The organism is Pseudomonas sp. MPR-R2A5, assembly GCF_058793055.1.
Window position 1 is genome coordinate 186,670 of the sequence record NZ_JBXAFK010000006.1, and the last position, 23,097, is coordinate 209,766.

The following is a 23,097-nucleotide window of genomic DNA, read 5'->3' on the forward strand; positions in this document are numbered from 1 at the left end:
TGCTTAGCTCGCGGCAGGCGGCTTGGCCACCGAGCACAGGCGGATCGAGTCAGCGAGGATCTCGATGGCTTTGGGCCGCGGGAAACTGGCGCGCCAGGCGATTGCCACGGTGCGGAACGGCACCGGTGGCGTGAGTGGGCGCACTTCGATCACGCCGGGGGCGTAGTGATGGCTGTCCACCGCCGACAGCGGCAGGATCGAGATGCCGAGGCCGGAAGCGACCATGTGGCGAATGGTTTCCAGGGAGCTGGATTCCACCGTGGTGTGCTTGGCGCCGTCGTTGCCCTTGGTCAGGGTCGGGCAGGCTTCCAGCACTTGGTCGCGGAAGCAGTGGCCCTCACCGAGCAGCAGCAGGCTCTTGTCGTTGAGCAGGGCCGCGTCGATGGTGTCTTTTTGCGTCCACGGGTGCGAGGCCGGCATCAATACGTAGAACGGCTCGTCGTAGAGCGGCAGGGTGAGCACGTCCGCCTCGTTGAACGGCAGGGCAATGATGATCGCGTCCAGCTCGCCGTTGCGCAGTTTGTCGCGTAGCACGTGGGTGAAGTTTTCTTCGATATACAGCGGCATCTGCGGCGCGACGCGGTGCAGTTGCGGAATCAAGTGCGGGAACAGGTAGGGGCCGACGGTGTAGATGGCGCCGACTTTCAGCGGTGCGGTCAGCTGGTTCTTGCCGGCCTGGGCCAGTTCGCGAATGCTTTGCGCTTGTTCCAGGACCTTCTGGGCCTGGGCAACAATGCCTTCACCCACCGGGGTCAGGCGCACGGCGCTTTTGCTGCGCTCGAAAATCAGCACACCGAGTTCGTCTTCAAGCTTCTTCACGCCCACCGATAGCGTCGGCTGGCTGACGTGGCAACGCTCGGCCGCGTGGCCAAAGTGTTGTTCTTGGGCGAGGGTCACGATGTAGCGTAATTCTGTAAGAGTCATAGCGGGCGTCCATGAGGTTGCAAGCCAAGCATACCGGCTGCAATCGATAGACGCACGTTATCAGAGAGGATGGGGTTTACGACACCTGGTAATCAGGTGTCGCGTTCATGCTTTCAGCTTTGCGGGTATTTGAAGGTGAAGGTTTTGGTGAACGGCCCCCACCATTCCGGTACGCCGGTTTCCTTGTCCACGTGGTGGAAGAAACCTTTGATCTGCGGGCTTTCGTAGCGCAGTACCACAGTGTAGGTGCCGGGGCCGTCCATTTTCACGTTGTTGGCGTAGTGGGCGCCGTCTTTGGCCACCATCGGCAGCAGCGTGCCGATTTCCTTGTAGTCGGGCGAACCCTGCTTGACCAGCGAGTAGGTAATGGTCAGGTAGGGCACCCACTCGCCATTGGACAGGCCGTACTTGTTGTCGGCGGTGGCATGCACATCCGTCTCAAGGTGCACCGAATCCTTGCTCATCACCATGCCCGGTGGCATGGGGGCCATTTCGATGCCCACCAGGTAGGAGGAGGCGATTTCCATGTCGTTGACCTGGACGGGCCCGCCAATCGGGTACTCGCGGGCTTGGGTCAGGGTTGAAGCGGCCAGGGCGCTGACAAGTACCAGTGCGGTGGCCAAGGGGTTGCGCAGGTGTTTCATGGCGTGGCTCCTTGAGGCAGTTAACGTGATTGCGTCGGGCGTGAATGCAGCAAGCGGTTACCCAGCACCAGGAGCGCAAGGGTGACGGACCAGGCGACCAGTTGGACGCCCAGCGGCCGGTCGGTGTAGCCCACCAGCGCGGTCAGGGCGCGGCCGGTGAGGCTGGCGTCGGAGACCAGCCAGGACGTGTCCCAGAGTTGGTAGCCCCAGGCGGGGATCAGGTCGATACCGGCGAGGATCGCGGCCGCCCGCCCCGCCATGCCGGCGGCGAGCAAGGCGATCATCCAACCGGTAATCGAAAACAGACGCTTGAGGCTGATGGCGACCAGGCCGCGGTACATCAGCCAGGACAGCGCGGCGCCGGCGGCGATGCCGAGCACGCCACCGGCCAGCATCGACAGTGGGTCTGCCTGGCTCGACGCGGCGATGCCATAGAGGAACAGCACGATTTCCGAGCCTTCGCGCAGCACCGCCACGGTGATCACCACGGCCAGCGCCCAGAGTGATTTTTCGCCGTTGAGTACCGCATTGCCGGCGCTGCGCAGTTGGGTGGCCAACTCGCGACCATGGCTGGCCATCCACAGGTTGTGCCAGCCCAGCATGACCACGGCGACCACCAGAATGGCTGCGTTGAAAATCTCCTGGCCAAAGCCCTGGAGTGCCTGGGTGATTGCGCCGGTAAAGAGTGCGAGGATCCCCGCGCCCAGTACGCCGGCTGCGATCCCGCCGCCGATAAACAGCCCGCGCCGCGCCAGGCCCTGGGTGGCGGCCATCACGATCCCCACCACAATCCCGGCTTCCAGCACTTCTCGAAACACGATCAACAGACAGGCCAGCATGGCTTACTCCTTGGCCTCGACGGCAGTGACCGTGCCTTTGGCCTGGTCGGGGTGGTAGTCATCGAAGAAGGTGTAAGTGCCGGGATGCAGCGGGCCGGCGAACACCGTCACGGTGTTGCCGGGGACGATGATTTTTTCGAATTTCATGTCATAGCTTTCGAACTCATCGACGCTTTCGTCGTGGCTGGTGAGTTGAATGCGAAAGCGCTCACCGGCCGGCACCTCGAAACTTGAGGGGCTGAAGGTGTGGTTTTGAATGACCAGGGTGACCAGTTGATCCGCCTGCGCAACGACGGGAAAAGCCAGCAGGAGGAGAGCCAGCCGGGCAAGAGTGGGCATGCCGAATGTCCGCTAATGAGAACGATTCGCGGATAATTAGCTTTGTATTTAAATGTTACAAGTGAAGATGGAGATAGGTCGCAGGCTGTTCAACCCTGGTTCAGGTTGCAGCAATACGCGGGGGAGGGAGCAGCAGCCGTGGGCACCCGAGAGTGCCCACGGTGAGGATTACCGGCGACGTTTTTCGATGTTGTAAACGAACGGCGCAACGATCTCGATGCTGCCGCCTTTCAACATGTCGGCTGGCGGCTTGGGCAGTGGTTGGGCACGACGGATCATGTCCAGGGTCGCACGGTCCAGGTCGGCGTTGCCGGAGCGGCCCACCAGCTCATAGGACAGCACGTTGCCATCGGCATCCACCACGAAGCGCAAGCGGTTCAGGCCTTCCTTGCCTCGGGCCTGGGCGCCCGGCGGGTACTTCTTGTACTTCTGCAAGTGCGCCAGCAGGGTGCCTTCCCAGGACGCCTTGGCGGCCACCTGTTGCGGCGATGGGCCAGGAACCGGCTGGGCCGATTTTTCCGCCGGAGCGTTGGTCTGTGGCGATTCGCTCGGTGGGTCCTCGGAAGGTTTTTCCTTGGGTGGCTCGGGCTTCTTCTCCACCGGCTTGGGCGGCTGGGGTTTGGGCTTGGGCTTGACCGGCTTGGGCACCTGGATCGTCGGCTTGGGCGCTTCGGCCAGTTTTGGCAGCGGCAACTCTTCCACCGGGGCAGGCGGTTGCGGCGGCGTCACCACTTTCGGCGGCGCTGGCGGTGGTGGCGCTGGCGCGGGTGCCAGGTCAATGACCATGGCTGCCGGTGGCAGCAGGACCGGGCGCGGTGCCGACCAGTGGAGTGCGATGGCAATCGCGATGGCGTGCACGCCCAGCACGACGGCGAGGCTGGTGCCATAACGCGTCAGTTTGTGGCGCGTCGTGATCATTTCTTGGCTGCCGTCTCAAGTCCGACCAGGCCCACCTTCAGATAGCCGGCCGCCCGCAGGGCATCCATCACGCTCATCAGGTCGCCGTAGTCCACGCCTTTATCAGCCTGGAAGAAGATCGTCGTGTCCTTTTTGCCTTGGGTCTTGGCATCGAGCACTGGCCCCAGGGTTTCGGCTTTGACTTCTTCTTCGCCCAGGAACAGGCGCTGGTCCGCCTTGACGCTGAGGAAGATCGGCTTCTCCGGCCGCGGCGCCGGCTTGGCGCTGGAGGCGGGCAGGTCGACCTTGATGTCCACGGTGGCCAGGGGTGCCGCCACCATGAAGATGATCAGCAACACCAGCATCACGTCGATGAATGGCGTGACGTTGATTTCGTGGTTCTCGACGAGTTCGTCGTCGCCTTGATTCAAATGCAGGCCCATGGCCGATTACCCCACTTTCACCATGTGCGGTTGCGAGCTGCGCTCGGTAGGCAGGTGGTCGAGGTCGCGGCTCACCAGCAGCAGGACTTCTGCCGACGCGTCCGATACCTGGGCCTTGTAGCCGGCAATCGAACGGGCGAAGACGTTGTAGATCACCACCGCAGGAATCGCGGCAACCAGGCCCAGGGCTGTAGCCAGCAGGGCCTCGGCGATGCCGGGGGCAACGACGGCAAGGTTGGTGGTCTGGGTTTTGGCGATGCCGATGAAGCTGTTCATGATGCCCCACACGGTACCGAACAGGCCGACGAACGGCGCAGTGGAACCGATGGTAGCCAGCACGCCGGTGCCGCTGCTCATGTTACGACCGCAGGCTGCGACCAAACGCTCCAGGCGGAAGGCTACGCGCTCTTTGATACCTTCTTTTTCGCGGGTGTTGGCCGACAGGCGCATTTCTTCCAGCGCGTCGTGCACCAGGGTATTGGCCAGGGTGCCCTTTTGGGTCGCGCTTTCACTGGCTTCCTTGAGGGTGGTGGCTTTTTTCAGGTGGACGATCTCGGTGCGCAGACGACGCTTGGCGCCCAGCAGCTCGAAGCCCTTGGCGATCCAGATGGTCCAGGTAATGATCGAGGCAATGGCCAGGCCGATCATCACGGCTTTCACCACCACGTCAGCATTCTGGTACATGCCCCATGGGGACAGGTCGTGGGCCATGCCCAGGGTGTTGTCTTCTTCCAGTACTACGCCGGACTCGTCGGCAGCGGCTGGCACTGCCGGATCGGTCGCGGCTGGTGTCGCGGCAGGTGCAGCCGCAGGGGCGGCGTTCTGTTCGGCGGCAGGCGGGGTGGCCGGCGCCGTGGCATCAGCGAATGCGGCGGTCGGTGCCAGCAGTACGCTGAACAGCAACGCAGCAATCGCACGCCAGGCGCGGGATGGGCTGTGAGGCTTGGTTGGCGAAGCGGGGTTTGTATGACGTGTCATGCTGGCCGGACCTGAGAGAAAAAATGAGTGATCGTCCTTCCAGACCGAGCGAGGTCGAGGACAAATGGGCGGTTATTATTGCAAGTAATTCTTGTTAACAAAAGTAATACAGTAACTTTATTTGCCCTTTTTCTGGCCGCCGGTCTACGGAGACGGCTAATCTAGACCTTTCAGTTCGGAGTTTTGTGATGTCTGCGCCTTCTGTTGTGATTGCCGGATGTGGCGATGTGGGGAGTCGGCTGGCCAGCCAACTGCTCGCCTCGGAATGGGAGGTTCATGGCCTGCGGCGTGATATTTCGCGCCTGCCCGATGGCGTGATTGGCATTGCCGGCGACCTGTTCAACAAGGATTGCCCTGACACCTGGCCAATCGGCGGGGTGGATTACCTGGTGTATTGCGCCGCCGCGACGGATCACGATGAGGCCGGTTATCGCGCCGCTTATGTGCAAGGGTTGCAGCACGTACTGGAGTGGCTGAAGGATTACGGCCAGGAGCCCAAGCATCTGTTGTTTGTATCCAGCAGCAGTGTGTATGGGCAGCAGAATGGCGAGTGGGTCGATGAAACCTCCGAGACCCAGGCGAAAGGCTATTCCGGGCAGGTGATGCTGGAAGCTGAGCAAGTGGCGCTGAACAGTGGTATCCCGGCGAGCGTCGTGCGGTTGACGGGGATCTATGGCCCGGGCCGTGAATGGCTGCTGACCCAGGTGCGCCAGGGTTATCGCGTGGCGATCGATCCGCCTTTATATGGCAACCGGATTCATGTCGATGACGCGGCGGGCCTGCTGGCCTTTTTGCTGCGGCATGTGGAGCAGGGCGGCTCGTTGGAGAAGATTTACATCGGTGTTGACGATGCGCCGGCGCCATTGGCGGAGGTGGTCGGTTGGTTGCGCGACTATTTGGGCGTGACCGAATGGGCCGACGACGCCAGTGTGCGCCGCGCGGGCAGCAAGCAATGCAGTAATGCGCGGGCCAAGGCGCTGGGCTGGGCGCCGGTCTATCCGACCTATCGCGAGGGGTATGCTGCGATTCTCGAAGGTCAGCGCTGACAGAGGAGCCCAAGGGCGAATGCCAGTCAGTTAAGAGATAGAACGAGCAAACAGTAACCTGTGGCAAGCCCGCTTGCCACAGTTGCAGTGTTCCTCCTTACTGGCTGGCATTACCCGAACAAGGGCTCTTTTTTCGTCACTGTTGTTCCAGCAGCCATTGGCGTGGGCCTGGAGCGAGTTGGGGAATTTCGTCCGGTTGGGCATGATTGATCGCGTTCAAAATTTCCATCCGCTTGCCGTGACGGACAAAAATCCATACGTCTGCGACATCGCCCTTGCCGAGAGAGAGCGTGTCATTGCCAGCGCCTTGAGTGGCGCAATCGCCGCCCAGGCAGAGCTCGTACCGGTCATTTTGTGCCAGCCCGGACAGGCCGCCATCAGCATTGAACACCACGCTGTTGCCGACGCCTTGGCCTTCAATGATTTTCCACTTCCCGCCCATGTAGGCTGAATTCAGTGCCTGTCTGAACGTTGTACCCCACCTTGCACCCTCGGGGGCTGGCTGGGCCGGGCGCCGGAACACTTGGCCGGCAAAAAATGCTTTGGCCTGCTGGATAAGCTGGTTGCCATCCCAGTGCAGTTCGTCGGTGCCGTGGCCGTCATAGTCGACAACCCATACGCCTGGTGCCTTTGACCGCAGTTGACCTTCGCCGGCTTCGAATGCATTGCTGAATAACGCTTTGCCGCCACGGGTGTCGATGTTCCATTCCAGATTCAGGCCATTGGCGTCCAGTGCTTTGAGTAATGGACGACCTTGGGCGGCGGTATCAATAGCGGCCTGGTTGATCCACAGTCCGCTGATGTCGGCAGATTGCGGCGTGTGCGAGCAACCGGCCAGCAGGAACGGGCTGAGGCTGAGCGCGAGTAACTTGTGCATGAGGCCATCCGCTTATGCGTGAAAACAATGGCGCAGGCTAAAGAAAAAGGAGCCGGTGGGCTCCTTTGTTGTGTATCACGGTTTCTCGAGCAACCACTGCCGTGGCCCCGGTGTAAACGAGGGCACTTCATCCGTCTGTGCGGTGTTGACGGCCTGGAAGATTTCCAGTTGTTTGCCCTTGCGCACGAAGATCCAGGGGTTTCCCTGGCCGTTGAGTTGCAGCCAGATGCTGTCATAGCCGCCGCTCATGGAGGCGCAATCGCCCGCCAGGCACAGTGAGTAGCGATCGACGCCAGGCAGGCCGGCGACCTTGCCGTCAGCCTGGAACTGTACCGTGGCGCCGTTTCCGAAGCCGTCGGTGATCTTCCAGTCGCCACCCATATAGGCCGCGTACAGCGCCCGTTCGAAGTTGGCGCCCAGTGGCGCGCCTTCCGGTGCGGGGTCTTTGGCGCGGGCGAACAGCTGTTCGGGCTCGTTGTCGTTGGCCGTTTGCAGCAGTTGTTTGTTTTTGCGCTTGAGTTCGGTGGCGGTGCTGCCGTAGAAGTCCACGCTCCAGGCGCCGGATTGCTCGCCGAGCAACTTGCCTTCGGCAACTTCAAAACCGTTGTAGTAGCGCGCTTGCGAAGCCTTGGTGTTGACCTCCCATTCGAGGTTCGGACCATAGCTTTGCAATGCTTCACGCAAAGGGCCGCCCTTGGCTGCCGCATCGATGGCGACCTGGTTGATCCAGGTGCCGCTCACATCCAGGTCGGCGGGATTGCTGGCACAGCCGCCGAGCAACAGGGCGAGCAACGAGGAGGCTACAAGCGCTTTGCGCATCATGAAATCCTTCTGAAACGAAGTCGGCGCAGCCTGGTTGAGGCTGCGCCGGGTGTTTTACTCGATGACCAGGATCGCGTCCATCTCAACCTGCGCGCCTTTTGGCAGCGCTGCGACGCCAATGGCGGCGCGAGCAGGGTAGGGCTGTTCGAAGTACTTGCCCATGATCTCGTTGACCTTGGCGAAGTGGCTCAGGTCGGTGAGGAAGATGTTCAGCTTGACGATATCCTTGAACGAACCGCCCGCGGCTTCTGCGACGGACTTGAGGTTTTCGAAGACCTGTACGGTCTGGGCTTCGAAGCCTTCAACCAGTTCCATGGTCTTTGGGTCCAGCGGGATTTGGCCGGACATGTAGACGGTGTTGCCCGCCTTGATCGCCTGGGAGTAAGTGCCGATGGCGGCCGGGGCTTTATCGCTGGTGATAACAGTCTTGGTCATGAATGACTCCTTGTAAGAGGTGGGCTATGCACGCATGCGGGTGATGCGGATCACGCCGGTCAAGGCGCGCAGTTTCTTGATCACGCGGGCCAGGTGTACGCGGTCGTGCACGCTGACCACCAGTTGGACCACGCTGATGCGGCCATCGCGTTCGTCCATGCTGATTTTCTCGATATTGCCGTCGGCCGCATTGACGCTGCTGGCCAGCAGGGCGATCAGGCCACGCTGGTGCTCAAGCTCCACGCGAAGCTCGACGTTGAACTCGCCGGTGACATCCTTGGCCCAGGAGAGCTGGATGCATTTTTCCGGGTTGTGGCGGATTTCGCTGATGTTGCGGCAGTTGTCCAGGTGCACGACCATGCCTTTGCCCGCCGACAGGTGGCCGACAATCGGGTCGCCCGGGATCGGTGTGCAACACTTGGCATAACTGAGCACCAGGCCCTCGGTGCCGCGAATCGCCAGCGGACCCTCCGGGCTCGGCAACTGTTCGCCTTCGCCGAGCAGGCGGCGGGCTACTACGTAGGCCATGCGGTTGCCCAGGCCGATATCTTCCAGCAGGTCTTCGATGGTTTCCTGGCGGTACTCGTGGAGCATCGCTTGAACACGCTCACCCGGGATCTTGTCCAGGGCGCTGTCGAAACCATTGAGCACCTTGTTCAGCAGGCGTTCGCCCAGGCTGATGGACTCGGAGCGGCGCTGCAGTTTCAGCGCATGGCGAATATGGGTGCGCGCCTTGCCAGTGACCACGAAGTTGAGCCACGCGGGGTTTGGCCGTGCGCCCGGCGCGCTGACGATTTCCACGGTGGAGCCGCTTTGCAGCGGTTCCGACAGCGGGGCCAGGCGACGGTTGATGCGGCAGGCGATGCAGCTGTTGCCGACGTCGGTGTGCACCGCGTAGGCGAAGTCGACGGCCGTGGAGCCTTTGGGCAGCTCCATGATCCGGCCCTTGGGCGTGAACACATAGACCTCGTCCGGGAACAGGTCGATCTTCACGCTTTCAATGAATTCCAGGGAGTTGCCGGCACGTTGCTGCATTTCCAGCACGCCTTTTACCCACTGGCGCGCGCGGGCATGGGTGCCTTTTGGCTGCTCGTCGCCACTGGACTTGTACAGCCAATGGGCGGCGATGCCGTTGTTGGCCATTTCTTCCATTTCCCGGGTGCGGATCTGGATCTCGATCGGCACCCCGTGCATACCAAACAGCGTGGTATGCAGCGACTGATAGCCGTTGGCCTTGGGAATCGCGATGTAGTCCTTGAAGCGGCCCGGCAGGGGCTTGTACAAATTATGTACAGCGCCCAGCACGCGGTAGCAGGTATCGACCTTGTCGACGATGATGCGGAACGCGTACACGTCCATGATCTCGTTGAACGCCCGGCGCTTGCCGCGCATCTTCTTGTAGATGCCGTAGATGTGTTTCTGCCTGCCGCTGACCTCGCCCTCGATCTCGTCGATCGCCAGGCAATGACTCAGGGATTCTTCGATCTTGTTGACGATTTCCTTGCGGTTGCCCCGGGCACGCTTGACCGCCTGGTAGATGCGTGCCGAACGCATCGGGTGCATGGCCTTGAAGCCGAGGTCTTCGAATTCGATGCGAATGGCGTGCATGCCCAGCCGGTTGGCGATGGGCGCGTAGATTTCCAGGGTTTCCTTGGCGATGCGCCGGCGTTTTTCGCCGGACAGCACTTCCAGCGTGCGCATGTTGTGCAGCCGGTCGGCCAGCTTGACCAGGATCACCCGGATATCCCGGGCCATGGCCATGGCCATCTTCTGGAAGTTTTCCGCCTGGGCTTCGGCTTTGGTCTCGAAGTTCATCTGGGTCAGTTTGCTGACCCCATCGACCAGTTCGGCCACGGTTTCGCCAAATTGCGCACTGAGCGCTTCCTTGGCAATACCGGTGTCTTCGATCACGTCATGCAGCATGGCGGCCATCAGGCTCTGATGGTCCATGTGCATGTCGGCAAGAATATTTGCCACCGCAAGAGGATGGGTGACATACGCCTCGCCACTCCGGCGGCGTTGGCCGTCGTGGGCTTGTTCGGCGTAGAAATACGCTCGGCGGACCAGGTTGACCTGGTCGGGGCCGAGGTAGGCCGATAAGCGATCGGCGAGGGCGTCTATGCTCGGCAAAGTGTGAACTCCTGCCGTTGGCTGTGACCCCGCGCCGTGCTACGTCGACCAGGCATAGGCTTAGACGGCCTCGTTGGACTCGTCCTCGAACGCTGCAAACAGCGGTTCGTCTTCAACGATCTCAGCGTTGGCGATGAACTCGTAGCTCATCAGGCCTTCAGCGATTTCACGCAGGGCTACAACGGTAGGCTTGTCGTTTTCCCACTGGACCAGGGGCTCTTTGCCGCCAGTGGCCAGTTGACGGGCACGCTTGGTAGAGAGCATGACCAGCTCAAAGCGGTTATCCACGTGTTCTAGGCAGTCTTCAACGGTTACGCGGGCCATGGTATTCCTCGGAGCGAATGCAAGATGCGCGCTGCCCGGCTGGGCGAGCGGACTAAACAGTTTAAAAAATCACCAGCGTTTAGGGAAGCGCTGATTTTTCGCAGGCCCTCGCAAAACCGCTACAAGTGCCAATGTAAGGCCCCTGCAGCAGTTTTGGGAAGAGCCAATCAACCGAGCAGTTCGGCCAGTAATTTGCCGAAACGCTGCTGTTGGCGTTTTTGCTGGAGCTGATTGGCGCGGAAAATCGCCTTCAAGTCGTCCAGCGCGTGAGCAAAATCGTCGTTGATGATCAGGTAGTCATAGTCGACGTAGTGGCTCATTTCGCTGACGGCTTCCCGCATGCGGCCTTCGATGATCGCGTCGCTGTCCTGGCCACGGTTGGTCAAGCGCTGGTGCAACGCTTCCAAAGATGGCGGCAGGATGAAGATCGAGCGCGCCTTGGGCATCAGTTGGCGCACTTGCTCGGCGCCCTGCCAGTCGATTTCCAGGATCAGGTCGTGGCCTTCGTCCAGGGTTTGCTGCAGGTGGCTTTGCGAGGTGCCGTAGAGGTTGCCGAACACTTCGGCGCGCTCGAGGAAGTCGCCATGCTCGATCATCTTGACGAACTCGGTGCGCTCGACGAAGTGATAATGCACGCCGTTCACCTCACCCGGGCGCATGGCGCGGGTGGTGTGCGAGACCGAGATGCGGATCTGATCGTTGGTGTCGGTCAGGGCCTTGACCAGGCTGCTCTTGCCTGCGCCCGAAGGGGCGGAAATGATGTAAAGGGTGCCGGTGCTATGGGTCATGGAGGTTGCCTTACTCAATATTCTGTACTTGTTCGCGCATCTGCTCGATCAACACTTTGAGGTTGACCGCAGCGGTGGTGCTGCGCGGATCGAAAGCCTTGGAGCCCAGTGTATTGGCTTCGCGGTTGAGTTCCTGCATCAGGAAGTCCAGGCGCCGACCGGCGGCACCGCCTGACTTGAGCACGCGGCGCACTTCGAGGATGTGGGTGCTGAGGCGGTCGAGTTCTTCGGCGACGTCACTTTTTTGCGCCAGCAGGACCATTTCCTGCTCCAGGCGCACCGGGTCAAGGTCGGCTTTCATGTCGGCGAAGCGATCGAGGACCTTCTGGCGCTGGGTCGCCAGCATTTGTGGCACCAGCTCGCGCAGGGTGACCACATCCTCCTCGATCGAGGTCAGGCGCTCGTTGATCAGGCGGGCCAGTTCGGCGCCTTCGCGCTCGCGGCCGGCCTTGAGCTCCTTCAAACCCTGGGTGAACAGGGCGAGGGCTTCGGCGTTGAGGGCTTGCGGGTCGACGGCATCGGCCACCAGCACGCCGGGCCAGGCCAGCACTTCCAGGGGGTTCAGCGCCGCGGGCTGCTGGATCAGGCTGGCGATAGTCTCGGCGGCCGCGACCAGTTGCGCGGCGCGGTCGCGGTCGACCTGCAGTGGCTTGCCGGTGGTTTCCTCGGTAAAGCGCAGGGTGCATTCCAGCTTGCCGCGTGAGATGCCTTGGCGCAGGGCTTCACGTACGGCGCCTTCGAGGTCGCGGAACGATTCCGGCAGGCGCAGGTGCGGTTCCAGGTAGCGGCTGTTGACCGAGCGCAGTTCCCAGCTCAGGGTGCCTTGGGCGCCGGCTTTTTCGACGCGGGCGAAGGCGGTCATGCTGTGCACCATGGAGGTACCTCGCGTTGCAGTCCCGCGAAAGCGGGCTGATGGATAAATTGGAGCCGACTGGCTGCGAAGGCGCAGGAGTGTAGCGCAGTGGTGCGATAGGCCCCAAACGCGGGTGCTGACATCGCATCACAAGCCGAGCATTCGTAACCAGATTTTAAGAAGTGCCCCGAATCGGCTCGCGGCTCTATAATGCTCGGCAGTTTTTCGTCCTTCGTACAGGTATCCCCTATGAAACGTCCAAGTGGTCGCGTTGCCGATCAGCTCCGCTCGATCCGCATCACCCGCAACTACACCAAACACGCCGAGGGATCCGTACTGGTCGAGTTTGGCGATACCAAGGTGATCTGCACCGTCAGTGTCGAAAACGGCGTGCCACGTTTCCTCAAGGGCCAGGGCCAGGGTTGGTTGACCGCCGAATACGGCATGCTGCCGCGCGCCACCGGCGAGCGTAACCAGCGTGAGGCCAGTCGTGGCAAGCAAGGCGGTCGTACCCTGGAGATCCAGCGCCTGATCGGTCGCTCCCTGCGTGCAGCGTTGGACATGTCCAAGCTGGGCGACGTGACCCTGTACGTCGATTGCGACGTGATCCAGGCCGACGGCGGTACTCGTACTGCGTCCATCACCGGCGCCATGGTCGCTCTGGTCGATGCGCTGAAAGTGATCAAGAAGCGTGGCGGCCTGAAAGGCGGCGATCCGCTCAAGCAGATGATCGCTGCCGTATCGGTGGGCATGTACCAGGGCGAGCCTGTGCTGGACCTGGACTACCTGGAAGACTCGGCCGCCGAGACCGACCTGAACGTGGTCATGACCAGCACCGGTGGTTTTATCGAAGTGCAGGGCACCGCTGAAGGCGCGCCATTCCAGCCGGCCGACCTGAATGCGATGCTGGCCCTGGCCCAGAAGGGCATGACTGAGATTTTCGAACTGCAGAACGCCGCACTGGCTGACTGAACACGCTTCAAGGAGAAGTGCCATGAGTGACAGCCAGTTGCCGGTTCCGGCACCGTCCAAGGAAGTTCGCCAGTGGGCGATGCTGTGTCACTTCGCGGCGTTCCTGGGGTTGGTATTCCCCTTCGGCAGTCTCTTGGGGCCGCTGATCCTGTGGCAGATCAAGAAAGACATGGACCCGCTTATCGATGATCAGGGCAAGGAAGCGCTGAATTTCCAGATCACCGTGGCGATCGCCTGGCTGGTGTGCATGGTGCTGGGGTTCGTGGTGATCGGCTTTGTGCTGATGTTGATCCTGGTGGTTGCGGCGCTGGTGCTGACAATTATTGGCGGGATCAAGGCCAACAATGGCACGGCTTACCGTTACCCGTGGACCTGGCGCCTGATCAAATAATGAGCGCCCACAAAAAAACCGACAGCGATGTCGGTTTTTTTGTGCCTGGAAAAAGACCTCAAATGGTCAGTGTCCAGTCGTAGTCCACGATCAGTGGCGCGTGCTGCGAGAAGCGTGGCTGGCGCGGCAGGCGTGCGCTGCGTACGAACCGACGCAGGCCTGGGGTCAGCAACTGGTAGTCGAAGCGCCAGCCCAGGTTGAGCATCTCAGCCTGTTCATTGTCTGGCCACCAGCTGTACTGGTCGCCTTCGCGGCTGACTTCGCGCAGGGCATCCACATAGCCCATGTTGCCGACAATCTCGTCCATCCAGGCCCGTTCCGGCGCCAGGAAGCCAGGGGATTGCTGGCTGTCGCGCCAGTTCTTGATATCCAGCTTTTGTTGCGCCACGTACAACGAGCCACAATAAATGTACTCGCGACGTTTGCGTCGCTGTTTATCCAGGTAACGGGCGAAATCGTCCATTAGCTTGAACTTCTGGTTCAAGTCTTCATCGCCGTTCTGCCCTGATGGAAGCAGCAAGGTCGCGATGCTGACCTTGTCGAAATCGGCTTGCAGGTAGCGCCCGTAGCGGTCGGCTGTCTCGAAGCCGAGGCCGCTGATGACCGCCTTGGGTTGCAACCGCGAGTACAAAGCCACGCCACCTTGGGCGGGTACTTCGGCATCGCAGGCATAAAGGAAGTAGCCATCCAGTTGGAAGGCTGGGTCGTCCAGTTCAAAGGCGGAGGCGCGGGTGTCCTGCAGGCAGATGACGTCGGCATTCTGGGCTTGCAGCCAACTGAGCAAACCACGCTCGACTGCAGCCTGAATACCATTAACGTTCACACTGATGATCCGCATAAATGGCCCCAAAAATCGCGTGCGTGTATGATACACGCCGTCTACCTAATTAGCTAAATCCGTGGTATCTGAGGCTTTTTTCATGCAGGCGTATCAACGCGATTTCATTCGTTTTGCCATCGATCGCGGGGTTTTGCGCTTCGGTGAGTTCACCCTCAAGTCCGGGCGCACCAGCCCGTACTTCTTCAATGCAGGCTTGTTCAACTCGGGTTCGGCCCTGGCCCAACTGGGTCGTTTCTACGCGGCAGCCATTGTTGAAAGCGGTATTTCCTTCGATGTCTTGTTTGGTCCGGCCTACAAGGGCATTCCCCTCGCCGCCGCGACTGCCGTGGCGTTGGCTGAGCATCACGGGCGGGATCTGCCGTGGTGCTTCAACCGCAAGGAAGCCAAGGCCCATGGCGAAGGCGGCAGCCTGGTGGGTGCGCCGCTGACTGGCGATGTGCTGATTATCGACGATGTGATCACCGCCGGTACCGCCATCCGTGAAGTGATGCAGATCATCGCCTCCCAGGACGGCGCCAAGGCTGCCGGTGTGTTGATCGCACTGAACCGCCAGGAGCGTGGCAACGGTGAATTGTCGGCGATCCAGGAAGTGGAGCGCGATTTCGGAATCCCGGTGGTGAGTATCGTGTCGTTGAACCAGGTGTTGCAGTTCCTGGAAGACGATCCGCAGCTCAAGCAGCACTTGCCGGCAGTGCGCGCGTACCGCGAGCAGTTCGGCGTCCAGTAATCGCCGCACAACAAAAAGCCCCACCCTCTGTAGGAGCGAGCTTGCTCGCGAAGAACGCCAACGATGACGCGTTTATTCTGGATGAACGCGGCGCCTTTACGTTTTTCGCGAGCAAGCTCGCTCCTACAGAGGGTGGGGCTTTTTAGTGTTTAAGGACGCTTGCGGTTGCTGATCAGCGTACCTACACCGGTGTCGGTGAAGATTTCCAGCAGGATCGCATTCGGCACCCGGCCGTCCAGGATCAGCGAACTGCCCACGCCGCCCTGCACCGCTTCCAGCGCGCAACGGATCTTCGGCAGCATGCCGCCGTAGATCGTGCCGTCGGCGATCAGCGCGTCCACCTGTTGGGTGGTCAGGCCGGTCAGCACCTTGCCTTCCTTGTCCATCAGGCCAGCAATATTGGTCAGCAGCATCAGCTTTTCAGCCTTCAGTGCTTCAGCCACCTTGCCCGCCACCAGGTCGGCGTTGATGTTGTAGGACTCGCCGTTGGTGCCCACGCCAATTGGCGCGATCACCGGGATGAAGTCGCCCTTGACCAGCAGGTTCAGCAGATCGGTGTTGATGCCGATCACTTCGCCTACCTGGCCAATGTCGATGATTTCCGGCTGGGTCATCTCCGGCGTCTGACGGGTAACGGTCAGTTTTTTCGCGCGGATCAGCTCCGCGTCTTTGCCGGTCAGGCCGATGGCGCTGCCGCCGTGGCGGTTGATGAGGTTGACAATGTCCTTGTTCACTTGGCCGCCGAGGACCATTTCCACCACGTCCATGGTCTGTGCGTCAGTCACGCGCATGCCATCGATGAAGTGACTCTCGATCGACAAGCGCTTGAGCAGGTCGCCGATCTGCGGGCCGCCACCGTGGACTACCACCGGGTTGATCCCTACGGCTTTCATCAACACGATGTCGCGGGCAAAGCCGGTTTTCAGCTCGTCGCTTTCCATGGCATTGCCGCCGTACTTGATCACCAGCGTCTTGCCGACGTAGCGTCGAATGTAGGGCAGCGCTTCGGACAGGACCTTGGCGGTGTTGGCAGCGGCTTCGCGTTCGAGGGTCATTCAGGGCTCCGGTACAAAAAATCAGAACGGTAATTGGAGATCAGGGGCAACACGTTTCAACTGGGCGTGGAACACGTCCTTGATGCGCTGCAACTCAGCCTCGGTATCCGCCTCGAAACGCAGCACCAGCACCGGTGTGGTGTTGGACGCGCGAACCAGGCCCCAGCCTTTGGCATAATCGACTCGCACACCATCAATGGAGGTCAGGTTGGCGCCTTCACCCCATTGCGCATCGTGCAATGCGTCAATGATGCTGAATTTGCTCTCTTCGGTCACATGGATATTGATCTCTGGCGTAGAAATATCATTCGGGAAGGTCTCAAACAGCCCTTGCGCGGTGGATTTTTCCTTGCTGAGGATCTCCAGCAGGCGGGCAGCGCTGTAAATACCGTCGTCAAAGCCGAACCAGCGTTCCTTGAAGAATACGTGGCCGCTCATTTCGCCGGCCAACAGGGCGCTGGTTTCCTTCATTTTCTTTTTGATCAACGAGTGACCGGTCTTCCACATTAGCGGACGACCGCCGTATTCCTTGATCAGCGGGGTCAGGCGGCGGGTGCATTTGACGTCGAAAATGATCTCGGCACCGGGGTTGCGCGCCACGACGTCACGGGCAAACAGCATCAGCAGGCGGTCCGGGAATACGATCTCACCGGTTTCGGTTACTACGCCCACGCGATCCCCATCGCCATCGAAGGCCAGGCCCACATCGGCGCCGGTTTCCTTGACCTTGGCAATCAGGTCCACCAGGTTTTCAGGCTTGCCTGGGTCCGGGTGGTGGTTGGGGAAGTGGCCGTCGACCTCGCAGAACAGCGGGATCACTTCGCAGTTCAGGGCTTCGAGCAGTTGCGGGGCGATCACGCCGGCCGCGCCGTTGCCGCAGTCCACCACCACTTTGAGGCGGCGCGCGAGTTTGACGTCGCGGGTGATTTCGTCGGAGTAGCGCTGAAGAATGTCGACCTTGGTGATGCTGCCGGGGCCGCTGGTCAGGTCGTTGGTCTTCAGGCGTGTGTGCAGGGCCTGGATCTGTTCGTTGGCCAGGGTGTCACCAGCGATGACGATCTTGAAACCGTTGTAGTCCGACGGGTTGTGGCTGCCGGTGAGCATCACGCCGGATTTGCCGGCCAGTACGTTGGCCGCGTAGTACAGCGCCGGGGTAGGCACCAGGCCGACGTCGCTGACGTGGCAGCCACTGTCTGCCAGGCCCTGGATCAGTTGTTCCACCAGCTCCGGGCCGGACAGGCGGCCGTCACGGCCTACCGATACGTTGGGTTCGTCCTGGGCCAGGCTTTGGGCGCCGATGGCGCGGCCAATCCAGTAGGCAGTTTCGGCGGTCAGGGTCTTGGGTACTACGCCACGGATGTCATAGGCGCGAAAGATGCTGTCGGGAAAGGTCGGGGCTACTCGGGCTGCGTTACTCATCGCGGGGGGAAACTCCATCTGAAGGGGGCAAGGCTGGCCATAATGTGGCTGACCGGCAGGCTCAAACTGAAGGGTATGACGGTGTTTTCGGCAGAGAGTTCGTGGTGCAAAAGTGCCACCTGAGCGGGAGCTCGATGGTTTATCTTTCGTAATGCATTGATTCCCCTGGGGAAATCTCGCTGATTAGATTCGCGCATTCTTCATCCTGAAAGGCCATGCGGTGGCGTCTGGCCGGACGAACGTACCCGGCCAGGTTCAGCTGGGTCAGTGACTGCCGGAGTGCCCAAAGCCACCTGCGCCACGTTGGGTTTCGTCGAATTCCTGTACCAGCTCGAAGTGCGCCTGCACCACCGGCACCAGCACCAGCTGCGCAATGCGCTCGCCGACCGCGATATTGAACGCGGTCTGGCCACGATTCCAGCACGACACCATCAACTCACCCTGGTAGTCCGAGTCGATCAGGCCGACCAGGTTGCCCAACACGATGCCATGTTTGTGACCCAGGCCGGAGCGCGGCAGGATCAGTGCGGCCAGGCCAGGGTCACCGACATAGATCGACAGGCCGGTAGGAATCAACAGGGTCTGGCCTGGCTCGAGGACAGTGTCTTCCTTGAGCATGGCGCGCAGGTCCAGGCCGGCGGAGCCCGGGGTGGCGTAGGCCGGCAGTGGGAATTCGCTGCCGATGCGAGGGTCGAGAATCTTGGCTTGCAAAGCGTGCATGGACATTAAACCTGGTTCAGCCGTTGGGCGATAAAAGAGATCAGTTGGCGGGCAATCTTGCCTTTGCTGGTCTGGGCGAAAAGGGTGGCGTGCAGCTCGCGGTCGATCACGCTGCAGGCGTTTTCCTCGCTGTTGAAGCCGATGCTTGGGTTGGCGACATCATTGGCGACGATCAGGTCGAGGTTTTTATCTTTCAATTTGCGTGCGGCGTAGTCCAGCAGGTGCTCGGTCTCGGCGGCGAAACCGACACTGAATGGGCGATCCGCACGGGTGGCGATGGTGGCCAGGATGTCCGGGTTGCGCACCATTTGCAGGAGCAGGCCGTCGCCGCTTGTAGGGTCCTTCTTGAGCTTTTGCGGGGCGACTACTTCCGGTCGGTAGTCCGCAACTGCTGCCGAGGCGATAAACAGGTCGCAGGGAATCGCCGCTTCACAGGCTGCCAGCATGTCCCGGGCGCTGACTACGTCGATTCGGGTGACTCTGTCGGGCGTTGGCAAATGCACCGGACCGGTGATCAAGGTGACGCGCGCGCCTGCCTCAACCGCGGCTTCGGCCAGGGCAAAGCCCATTTTTCCTGAGCTATGGTTGGTGATGTAGCGCACCGGGTCGATGTTTTCCTGGGTCGGGCCGGCGGTGATCAGCACGTGCTTGCCGGTCAGGGCCAGGTGCTGGAAGCACTCGGCGGCGCACAGCGCCAGGTCGGTGGCTTCGAGCATGCGGCCCATGCCCACGTCGCCGCAGGCCTGGCTGCCGGAGGCCGGGCCGAACACCTTGAGGCCACGGCTTTGCAGGAGTTGGGTATTGGCCTGGGTGGCCGGGTCGCGCCACATGGCCTGGTTCATGGCCGGGGCGATGGCGACGGTGGCGTCGGTAGCCAGTACCAGGGTGGTGAGCAGGTCATCGGCGATGCCCTGGGCCAGGCGGGCGATCAGGTCGGCGGTGGCCGGGGCGATCAGTACCAGGTCGGCCCATTTGGCCAGCTCGATATGGCCCATGGCGGCTTCGGCTGCCGGGTCCAGCAGGTCCAGGTGAACCGGGTGGCCGGACAAGGCCTGCATGGTCAGTGGGGTGATGAACTCACTGCCACCGCGGGTCATGACCACGCGCACTTCGGCGCCCTGGTCAAGGAGCCTGCGAACCAGCTCTGCGCTCTTGTAGGCGGCAATGCCGCCGCCGACGCCGAGAACGATGCGTTTCCGATACAGACGCTGCATTGGTTTGCCTTTCCAGTTCAGTGAAGCCAGTTCAGTGACGCCTGCGATGCCCCCTCCCCAGGTGAAATCGCACGCAAAAAAGAGGGCCTACGATAACACAGCGCCTGCCAGGCAACAGCGGCGCACGTATACAGGAAAGAGGGATGAGTATTCGCGATTGGCCCGTAGCGGAACGTCCGCGGGAGAAACTTCTGGAATGGGGCGCGGCGAGTCTGTCCGATGCCGAGTTGTTGGCCATCTTCCTGCGCACCGGGGTTTCCGGGCGAAGTGCGGTGGACCTCGCACGCCACCTGTTGGTGCAATTCGGTGGCCTGCGCCCGCTGCTGGAGGCCAGCCAGGCGCTGTTCAGCCAGCAACTGGGGCTGGGGCCGGCGAAGTTTGCCCAGTTGCAGGCGGTGCTGGAAATGTCCCGGCGCCACTTGGCCGAGCGGTTGCGGAGTGACTCTGTATTGGAAAGCCCGGTGGCCGTGCGTGATTACCTCAAGGCGTTGCTGCGCCATGAGCCCCACGAGACGTTCGGTTGCCTGTTTCTCGATTCAAAACATCGTGTACTGGGTTTCGAGGCGTTGTTCCAGGGCACCATCGACGCCGCCATGGTTTACCCCCGGCAGGTGATCAAGCGCGCCCTGGCGTACAACGCGGCGGCGCTGATCCTGTGTCACAACCATCCTTCGGGGAATGTGGAGCCCAGCGCCGCTGATCGAAAATTGACCAAGGTGCTGCAAAAGGCCCTGGAAGTGGTGGATGTGCGAGTGCTGGATCACATCATCGTGGGGGATGGGGATCCGTTGTCGATGGCGGAATACGGATGGATGTAGCCCCCGCCCATTGGATGGGGGCTATTGGGTCAGGGCTTGACGCTGACTTTCGAGAAGTCCTGCCGCCCGAACGGGCTCACCTGGTAGCCCTCGACGGTTTTGCGCGCCAAGGCAAACGCCGTCGGGTGCGCCAGGGGCAACCACAAGGCCTGCTGCTGGATCTGCGCCTGGGCCTGTTGATACAGCTTGCTGCGCACCCCTTGTTCGCTGGTGGTCTTGCCGGCGCTGATCAGCTTGTCCAGGGCAGGGTCGCAGTAGCGGGCGAAGTTGGTGCCGGATTTTACGGCGGCGCAGGAGAACTGCGGGGTGAGGAAGTTATCCGGGTCGCCGTTGTCGCCGGCCCAGCCCATGAACAGCAGGTCGTGCTCACCGGCTTTGGCACGGCGAATCAGTTCGCCCCATTCGATCACGCGAATTTCGGCCTGGATGCCGACCTTGGCCAGGTCCGCTTGCAGCAGTTGCGCACCGAGGTTCGGGTTCGGGTTAAGCAGGCTGCCGGTGGGGCGTGTCCAGATTGTGGTCTTGAAGCCGTCCTTGAGCCCGACACGTTCGAGCAAGGCCTTGGCCTTGGCGAGGTCCTGTGGATAACCGGGCAGCTCTTTGGCGTAGCTCCAGGTGTTGGGCGGGAAGGGGCCATCGGCGGCTTCGGCGGTACCTTCGAACACGGCCTTGAGGTAGCTGGCCTTGTCGAATGCCAGGTTGATTGCCTGGCGCACTTCCGGCTTGTCCAGGGGCGGATGCTGGCTATTGATTGCAACGAATGCGGTCATGAATGCGGCGGTTTTTTCCACCTTGAGCGCGGGGTCCTTCTCGGCTTCGCCGACATCCAGCGGTTTGGGGGACAAGGCGATCTGGCATTCATTGCGGTGCAATTTCTGCAGCCGCACGTTTGCGTCTGGCGTAATGGCGAAGATCAAGTTATCCACAGCCGGTTTGCCGGCAAAGTAGTCGGGGTTGGCCTTGTAGCGAACCACGGCATCTTTCTGGAAGCGCGTGAAGATGAACGGCCCGGTGCCGATCGGTTGGCTGTTGAGTTTTTCCGGGGTGCCCGCCTTGAGTAATTTGTCGGCGTATTCGGCCGGGTAGATCGAGGCAAAACCCATGCTCAAGGCCGCCAGGAAGGTGGAGTCGGCGTGGTCCAGGGTGAAGCGCACGGTCAGTGGGTCGAGGGCGTCGATCTTCTTGACCAGGGTCGGCAATTGCAGCGACTGGGCATGGGGGAAGCCGCTCTGGGCGATCTTGTGCCACGGGTTGGCCGGGTCAAGCATGCGCTCGAAGCTGAAGCGCACGTCTTCGGCAGTCAGCGTGCGACTCGGGGTGAAGTACTCGGTGCGATGGAATTTCACGTCCGGGTGCAGCTTGAACGTATAGGCCAGGCCATCCGGCGAAACCTCCCAGCTATCGGCGAGGCTCGGCACCAGCTTGCCACTGGCGGCGTCATAGTCCACCAGACGGTTCATCAGCACGTCGGCCGAGGCGTTGGTGGTCGTCAGCGAATTGTATTGCACCACGTCGAACCCTTCGGGGCTGGCCTCGGTGCAGACGCTCAAACTGGTGGCCGCCAGGGCCTGCGGCACGACAAATAGAGGGGCTAGCAATAGCGGTAGGGCAGCGAGGCGCATATTAGGTTTCCTTTGCAGATCGAAGGCCCATCTGCGAGTGCAGTCTGGAAAAGTCCTACCGTAGTGGTCTGATTCATAAATGACTAGCCCATTTTTGCCTGTGCTTTTGGCTCAAATGCTGTTTTGATGGCGCCTCAGCGCGTTTCGCTGTGCGCCTCACTGCGCGCGCGAGCGCTGTAAGTCATTCTGTGCGACGAGCGGTCGGCTGTTACAGCGGCCCCTCCTGGCAACGGTTCGGGCGTATGTCGCCGAGATTTACGCCGGTAAAAACACACGGGCTGTTGTTGCACTTGGGTCTTTCTGGTATAAAGCAGCGCTCTTTTCTAGGGGCCCGGTTCCTTCGCTTGTAGGTGTAGCCGGTAAGACCCTAAAGAAACGCGGCGCCTGGCGCCAAATGACTGAGAGATTAAGCGGCCAACCCATGCCGGGTTGGGCATGTGGTTTTAGAGGGCTGAGGCATGTCGAGAGTCTGTCAAGTTACCGGTAAGGGTCCGGTGACTGGGAATAACATTTCCCACGCAAATAACAAAACCCGTCGTCGTTTCCTGCCGAACCTGCAGCATCACCGCTTCTGGGTTGAAGAAGAGAAACGTTTTGTTCGCCTGCGTGTATCTGCCAAAGGCATGCGTATCATCGACAAGCGTGGCATCACTGTCGTGCTGGCCGAAATCCGCGCCGCTGGCAAGATCTAAGGAGCTCTATCATGCGTGAATTGATTCGAATGATCTCTAGCGCCGGTACTGGTCACTTCTACACTACCGACAAGAACAAGCGTACTACCCCGGACAAGCTCGAAAAGAAAATGTTCGACCCGCGCGTTCGCAAGCACGTGATCTACAAAGAAGGCAAAATCAAGTAATTGGTTTTCTTCCTTGTGAAAAAAAGCCCGTATCTCACGATGCGGGCTAATGAGATGGTCACCCCCACACCCTGCGAGGGCTACGCTTTCGCAGGGTGTTTTGTTTTTGGAGGCCATCAT

26 protein-coding genes and 1 pseudogene are annotated in these 23,097 nt (G+C 60.9%); 7 read left to right on the plus strand and 20 right to left on the minus strand.

The window, feature by feature from the left end; all coding sequences use genetic code 11:
• Positions 1–3: 3 nt before the first annotated feature.
• The 7 genes from AC1Q6I_RS07300 to exbB form a co-directional block, all read right to left on the minus strand.
• On the minus strand, positions 4–924 hold the full coding sequence (locus tag AC1Q6I_RS07300) for a hydrogen peroxide-inducible genes activator (protein WP_024078113.1): 921 nt from the start codon (positions 922–924) through the stop codon (positions 4–6).
• Between the two features lie 113 nt (positions 925–1,037).
• Entirely contained in the window at positions 1,038–1,568 is a 531-nt protein-coding gene (locus tag AC1Q6I_RS07305) for an iron transporter (protein ID WP_024078112.1), read from the minus strand.
• 20 nt (positions 1,569–1,588) lie between these two features.
• Positions 1,589–2,407 (minus strand): FTR1 family iron permease, encoded by an 819-nt coding sequence (locus AC1Q6I_RS07310; protein ID WP_102624893.1) that lies wholly within the window; start codon positions 2,405–2,407, stop codon positions 1,589–1,591.
• 3 nt (positions 2,408–2,410) lie between these two features.
• Complete coding sequence (locus AC1Q6I_RS07315; RefSeq protein WP_024078110.1) at positions 2,411–2,746, minus strand: cupredoxin domain-containing protein; 336 nt, start codon at positions 2,744–2,746, stop codon at positions 2,411–2,413.
• A 168-nt stretch (positions 2,747–2,914) separates the two neighbouring features.
• The gene (locus AC1Q6I_RS07320; RefSeq protein WP_102624892.1) at positions 2,915–3,664 is read right to left on the minus strand and encodes a TonB family protein; all 750 of its coding nucleotides are present in this window, start codon (positions 3,662–3,664) and stop codon (positions 2,915–2,917) included.
• Positions 3,661–4,086, minus strand: coding sequence for a TonB system transport protein ExbD (gene exbD, locus AC1Q6I_RS07325; RefSeq protein ID WP_003195519.1), 426 nt, complete (start codon positions 4,084–4,086; stop codon positions 3,661–3,663). The genes AC1Q6I_RS07320 and exbD overlap by 4 nt, the downstream gene beginning before the upstream one ends.
• A 6-nt stretch (positions 4,087–4,092) precedes the next feature.
• The gene (exbB, locus tag AC1Q6I_RS07330) at positions 4,093–5,064 is read right to left on the minus strand and encodes a tonB-system energizer ExbB (protein WP_102624891.1); all 972 of its coding nucleotides are present in this window, start codon (positions 5,062–5,064) and stop codon (positions 4,093–4,095) included.
• Positions 5,065–5,252: 188 nt separating this feature from the next.
• On the opposite strand from exbB, the gene AC1Q6I_RS07335 reads away from it, so the two are divergent.
• A complete protein-coding gene (locus AC1Q6I_RS07335) occupies positions 5,253–6,110 on the plus strand; it encodes an SDR family oxidoreductase (protein ID WP_024078107.1) in 858 nt (285 codons plus the stop codon).
• 136 nt (positions 6,111–6,246) lie between these two features.
• Here the strand turns inward: AC1Q6I_RS07335 and AC1Q6I_RS07340 are convergent, their stop codons facing one another.
• From AC1Q6I_RS07340 to AC1Q6I_RS07370, 7 genes are all read right to left on the minus strand, one after another.
• Entirely contained in the window at positions 6,247–6,987 is a 741-nt protein-coding gene (locus AC1Q6I_RS07340) for a hypothetical protein (protein ID WP_102624890.1), read from the minus strand.
• A 75-nt stretch (positions 6,988–7,062) separates the two neighbouring features.
• Positions 7,063–7,806 carry a hypothetical protein gene (locus tag AC1Q6I_RS07345; RefSeq protein ID WP_024078105.1) on the minus strand — a complete coding sequence of 248 codons (744 nt, stop codon included), beginning with the start codon at positions 7,804–7,806 and terminating at the stop codon, positions 7,063–7,065.
• A gap of 57 nt (positions 7,807–7,863) precedes the next feature.
• Entirely contained in the window at positions 7,864–8,244 is a 381-nt protein-coding gene (locus tag AC1Q6I_RS07350) for a RidA family protein (protein WP_003176922.1), read from the minus strand.
• Positions 8,245–8,268: 24 nt separating this feature from the next.
• Positions 8,269–10,374 (minus strand): bifunctional GTP diphosphokinase/guanosine-3',5'-bis pyrophosphate 3'-pyrophosphohydrolase, encoded by a 2,106-nt coding sequence (gene spoT / locus AC1Q6I_RS07355; RefSeq protein WP_024078104.1) that lies wholly within the window; start codon positions 10,372–10,374, stop codon positions 8,269–8,271.
• Positions 10,375–10,434: 60 nt separating this feature from the next.
• Positions 10,435–10,698, minus strand: coding sequence for a DNA-directed RNA polymerase subunit omega (rpoZ, locus tag AC1Q6I_RS07360; RefSeq protein WP_003176920.1), 264 nt, complete (start codon positions 10,696–10,698; stop codon positions 10,435–10,437).
• 167 nt (positions 10,699–10,865) lie between these two features.
• Positions 10,866–11,486 carry a guanylate kinase gene (gene gmk, locus AC1Q6I_RS07365; RefSeq protein WP_024078103.1) on the minus strand — a complete coding sequence of 207 codons (621 nt, stop codon included), beginning with the start codon at positions 11,484–11,486 and terminating at the stop codon, positions 10,866–10,868.
• A gap of 10 nt (positions 11,487–11,496) precedes the next feature.
• Positions 11,497–12,360 (minus strand): YicC/YloC family endoribonuclease, encoded by an 864-nt coding sequence (locus AC1Q6I_RS07370; protein ID WP_024078102.1) that lies wholly within the window; start codon positions 12,358–12,360, stop codon positions 11,497–11,499.
• Between the two features lie 228 nt (positions 12,361–12,588).
• Here AC1Q6I_RS07370 and rph point away from each other — a divergent pair, with 228 nt between their 5' ends.
• Together rph and AC1Q6I_RS07380 are read left to right on the plus strand one after the other, a co-directional pair.
• Positions 12,589–13,311 (plus strand): ribonuclease PH, encoded by a 723-nt coding sequence (gene rph, locus AC1Q6I_RS07375; RefSeq protein ID WP_024078101.1) that lies wholly within the window; start codon positions 12,589–12,591, stop codon positions 13,309–13,311.
• A 22-nt stretch (positions 13,312–13,333) separates the two neighbouring features.
• A complete protein-coding gene (locus tag AC1Q6I_RS07380) occupies positions 13,334–13,702 on the plus strand; it encodes a DUF4870 domain-containing protein (RefSeq protein WP_024078100.1) in 369 nt (122 codons plus the stop codon).
• 58 nt (positions 13,703–13,760) lie between these two features.
• On the opposite strand, the gene crc is transcribed toward AC1Q6I_RS07380, so the two are convergent.
• Positions 13,761–14,540 carry a catabolite repression control protein Crc gene (gene crc, locus AC1Q6I_RS07385; RefSeq protein WP_003176915.1) on the minus strand — a complete coding sequence of 260 codons (780 nt, stop codon included), beginning with the start codon at positions 14,538–14,540 and terminating at the stop codon, positions 13,761–13,763.
• 82 nt (positions 14,541–14,622) lie between these two features.
• Between crc and pyrE the strand changes: the two genes are divergently transcribed.
• Positions 14,623–15,270, plus strand: coding sequence for an orotate phosphoribosyltransferase (pyrE, locus tag AC1Q6I_RS07390; RefSeq protein WP_024078099.1), 648 nt, complete (start codon positions 14,623–14,625; stop codon positions 15,268–15,270).
• Positions 15,271–15,419: 149 nt separating this feature from the next.
• On the opposite strand, the gene argB is transcribed toward pyrE, so the two are convergent.
• From argB to coaBC, 4 genes and pseudogenes are all read right to left on the minus strand, one after another.
• Positions 15,420–16,325 carry an acetylglutamate kinase gene (gene argB, locus AC1Q6I_RS07395; RefSeq protein WP_024078097.1) on the minus strand — a complete coding sequence of 302 codons (906 nt, stop codon included), beginning with the start codon at positions 16,323–16,325 and terminating at the stop codon, positions 15,420–15,422.
• A gap of 21 nt (positions 16,326–16,346) precedes the next feature.
• Positions 16,347–17,768, minus strand: a pseudogene (locus AC1Q6I_RS07400) (phosphomannomutase/phosphoglucomutase); the annotation flags it as partial.
• Between the two features lie 240 nt (positions 17,769–18,008).
• Positions 18,009–18,464, minus strand: a complete 456-nt coding sequence (gene dut / locus AC1Q6I_RS07405; RefSeq protein WP_041161320.1) for a dUTP diphosphatase — start codon at positions 18,462–18,464, stop codon at positions 18,009–18,011.
• A gap of 5 nt (positions 18,465–18,469) precedes the next feature.
• Positions 18,470–19,678 carry a bifunctional phosphopantothenoylcysteine decarboxylase/phosphopantothenate--cysteine ligase CoaBC gene (gene coaBC / locus AC1Q6I_RS07410; protein WP_024078094.1) on the minus strand — a complete coding sequence of 403 codons (1,209 nt, stop codon included), beginning with the start codon at positions 19,676–19,678 and terminating at the stop codon, positions 18,470–18,472.
• 143 nt (positions 19,679–19,821) lie between these two features.
• On the opposite strand from coaBC, the gene radC reads away from it, so the two are divergent.
• Positions 19,822–20,496: a RadC family protein gene (gene radC / locus AC1Q6I_RS07415; protein WP_024078093.1), complete on the plus strand. Its 675-nt coding sequence runs from the start codon at positions 19,822–19,824 to the stop codon at positions 20,494–20,496.
• 29 nt (positions 20,497–20,525) lie between these two features.
• Here radC and AC1Q6I_RS07420 read toward each other — a convergent pair whose 3' ends face one another.
• Positions 20,526–22,118, minus strand: a complete 1,593-nt coding sequence (locus AC1Q6I_RS07420; RefSeq protein WP_102624888.1) for an ABC transporter substrate-binding protein — start codon at positions 22,116–22,118, stop codon at positions 20,526–20,528.
• A gap of 458 nt (positions 22,119–22,576) precedes the next feature.
• Here AC1Q6I_RS07420 and rpmB point away from each other — a divergent pair, with 458 nt between their 5' ends.
• Positions 22,577–22,810: a 50S ribosomal protein L28 gene (gene rpmB / locus AC1Q6I_RS07425; protein ID WP_003176907.1), complete on the plus strand. Its 234-nt coding sequence runs from the start codon at positions 22,577–22,579 to the stop codon at positions 22,808–22,810.
• A gap of 11 nt (positions 22,811–22,821) precedes the next feature.
• Positions 22,822–22,977 (plus strand): 50S ribosomal protein L33, encoded by a 156-nt coding sequence (rpmG, locus tag AC1Q6I_RS07430; protein ID WP_003176906.1) that lies wholly within the window; start codon positions 22,822–22,824, stop codon positions 22,975–22,977.
• The last annotated feature ends 120 nt before the right edge of the window (positions 22,978–23,097 follow it).

Bases quoted from the DNA above. Each gene is read 5' to 3' on its own strand.
- AC1Q6I_RS07340 (WP_102624890.1), bottom strand. From the start codon at position 6,987: ATGCACAAGTTACTCGCGCTCAGCCTCAGCCCGTTCCTGCTGGCCGGT.
- AC1Q6I_RS07315 (WP_024078110.1), bottom strand. From the start codon at position 2,746: ATGCCCACTCTTGCCCGGCTGGCTCTCCTCCTGCTGGCTTTTCCCGTC.
- rpmB (WP_003176907.1), top strand. From the start codon at position 22,577: ATGTCGAGAGTCTGTCAAGTTACCGGTAAGGGTCCGGTGACTGGGAAT.
- AC1Q6I_RS07310 (WP_102624893.1), bottom strand. From the start codon at position 2,407: ATGCTGGCCTGTCTGTTGATCGTGTTTCGAGAAGTGCTGGAAGCCGGG.
- rph (WP_024078101.1), top strand. From the start codon at position 12,589: ATGAAACGTCCAAGTGGTCGCGTTGCCGATCAGCTCCGCTCGATCCGC.
- pyrE (WP_024078099.1), top strand. From the start codon at position 14,623: ATGCAGGCGTATCAACGCGATTTCATTCGTTTTGCCATCGATCGCGGG.
- AC1Q6I_RS07380 (WP_024078100.1), top strand. From the start codon at position 13,334: ATGAGTGACAGCCAGTTGCCGGTTCCGGCACCGTCCAAGGAAGTTCGC.
- coaBC (WP_024078094.1), bottom strand. From the start codon at position 19,678: ATGCAGCGTCTGTATCGGAAACGCATCGTTCTCGGCGTCGGCGGCGGC.
- AC1Q6I_RS07345 (WP_024078105.1), bottom strand. From the start codon at position 7,806: ATGCGCAAAGCGCTTGTAGCCTCCTCGTTGCTCGCCCTGTTGCTCGGC.
- gmk (WP_024078103.1), bottom strand. From the start codon at position 11,486: ATGACCCATAGCACCGGCACCCTTTACATCATTTCCGCCCCTTCGGGC.
- crc (WP_003176915.1), bottom strand. From the start codon at position 14,540: ATGCGGATCATCAGTGTGAACGTTAATGGTATTCAGGCTGCAGTCGAG.
- argB (WP_024078097.1), bottom strand. From the start codon at position 16,325: ATGACCCTCGAACGCGAAGCCGCTGCCAACACCGCCAAGGTCCTGTCC.
- AC1Q6I_RS07320 (WP_102624892.1), bottom strand. From the start codon at position 3,664: ATGATCACGACGCGCCACAAACTGACGCGTTATGGCACCAGCCTCGCC.
- exbD (WP_003195519.1), bottom strand. From the start codon at position 4,086: ATGGGCCTGCATTTGAATCAAGGCGACGACGAACTCGTCGAGAACCAC.
- AC1Q6I_RS07300 (WP_024078113.1), bottom strand. From the start codon at position 924: ATGACTCTTACAGAATTACGCTACATCGTGACCCTCGCCCAAGAACAA.
- AC1Q6I_RS07335 (WP_024078107.1), top strand. From the start codon at position 5,253: ATGTCTGCGCCTTCTGTTGTGATTGCCGGATGTGGCGATGTGGGGAGT.
- AC1Q6I_RS07370 (WP_024078102.1), bottom strand. From the start codon at position 12,360: ATGGTGCACAGCATGACCGCCTTCGCCCGCGTCGAAAAAGCCGGCGCC.
- AC1Q6I_RS07350 (WP_003176922.1), bottom strand. From the start codon at position 8,244: ATGACCAAGACTGTTATCACCAGCGATAAAGCCCCGGCCGCCATCGGC.
- rpoZ (WP_003176920.1), bottom strand. From the start codon at position 10,698: ATGGCCCGCGTAACCGTTGAAGACTGCCTAGAACACGTGGATAACCGC.
- AC1Q6I_RS07420 (WP_102624888.1), bottom strand. From the start codon at position 22,118: ATGCGCCTCGCTGCCCTACCGCTATTGCTAGCCCCTCTATTTGTCGTG.
- dut (WP_041161320.1), bottom strand. From the start codon at position 18,464: ATGCACGCTTTGCAAGCCAAGATTCTCGACCCTCGCATCGGCAGCGAA.
- exbB (WP_102624891.1), bottom strand. From the start codon at position 5,064: ATGACACGTCATACAAACCCCGCTTCGCCAACCAAGCCTCACAGCCCA.
- AC1Q6I_RS07305 (WP_024078112.1), bottom strand. From the start codon at position 1,568: ATGAAACACCTGCGCAACCCCTTGGCCACCGCACTGGTACTTGTCAGC.
- radC (WP_024078093.1), top strand. From the start codon at position 19,822: ATGAGTATTCGCGATTGGCCCGTAGCGGAACGTCCGCGGGAGAAACTT.
- rpmG (WP_003176906.1), top strand. From the start codon at position 22,822: ATGCGTGAATTGATTCGAATGATCTCTAGCGCCGGTACTGGTCACTTC.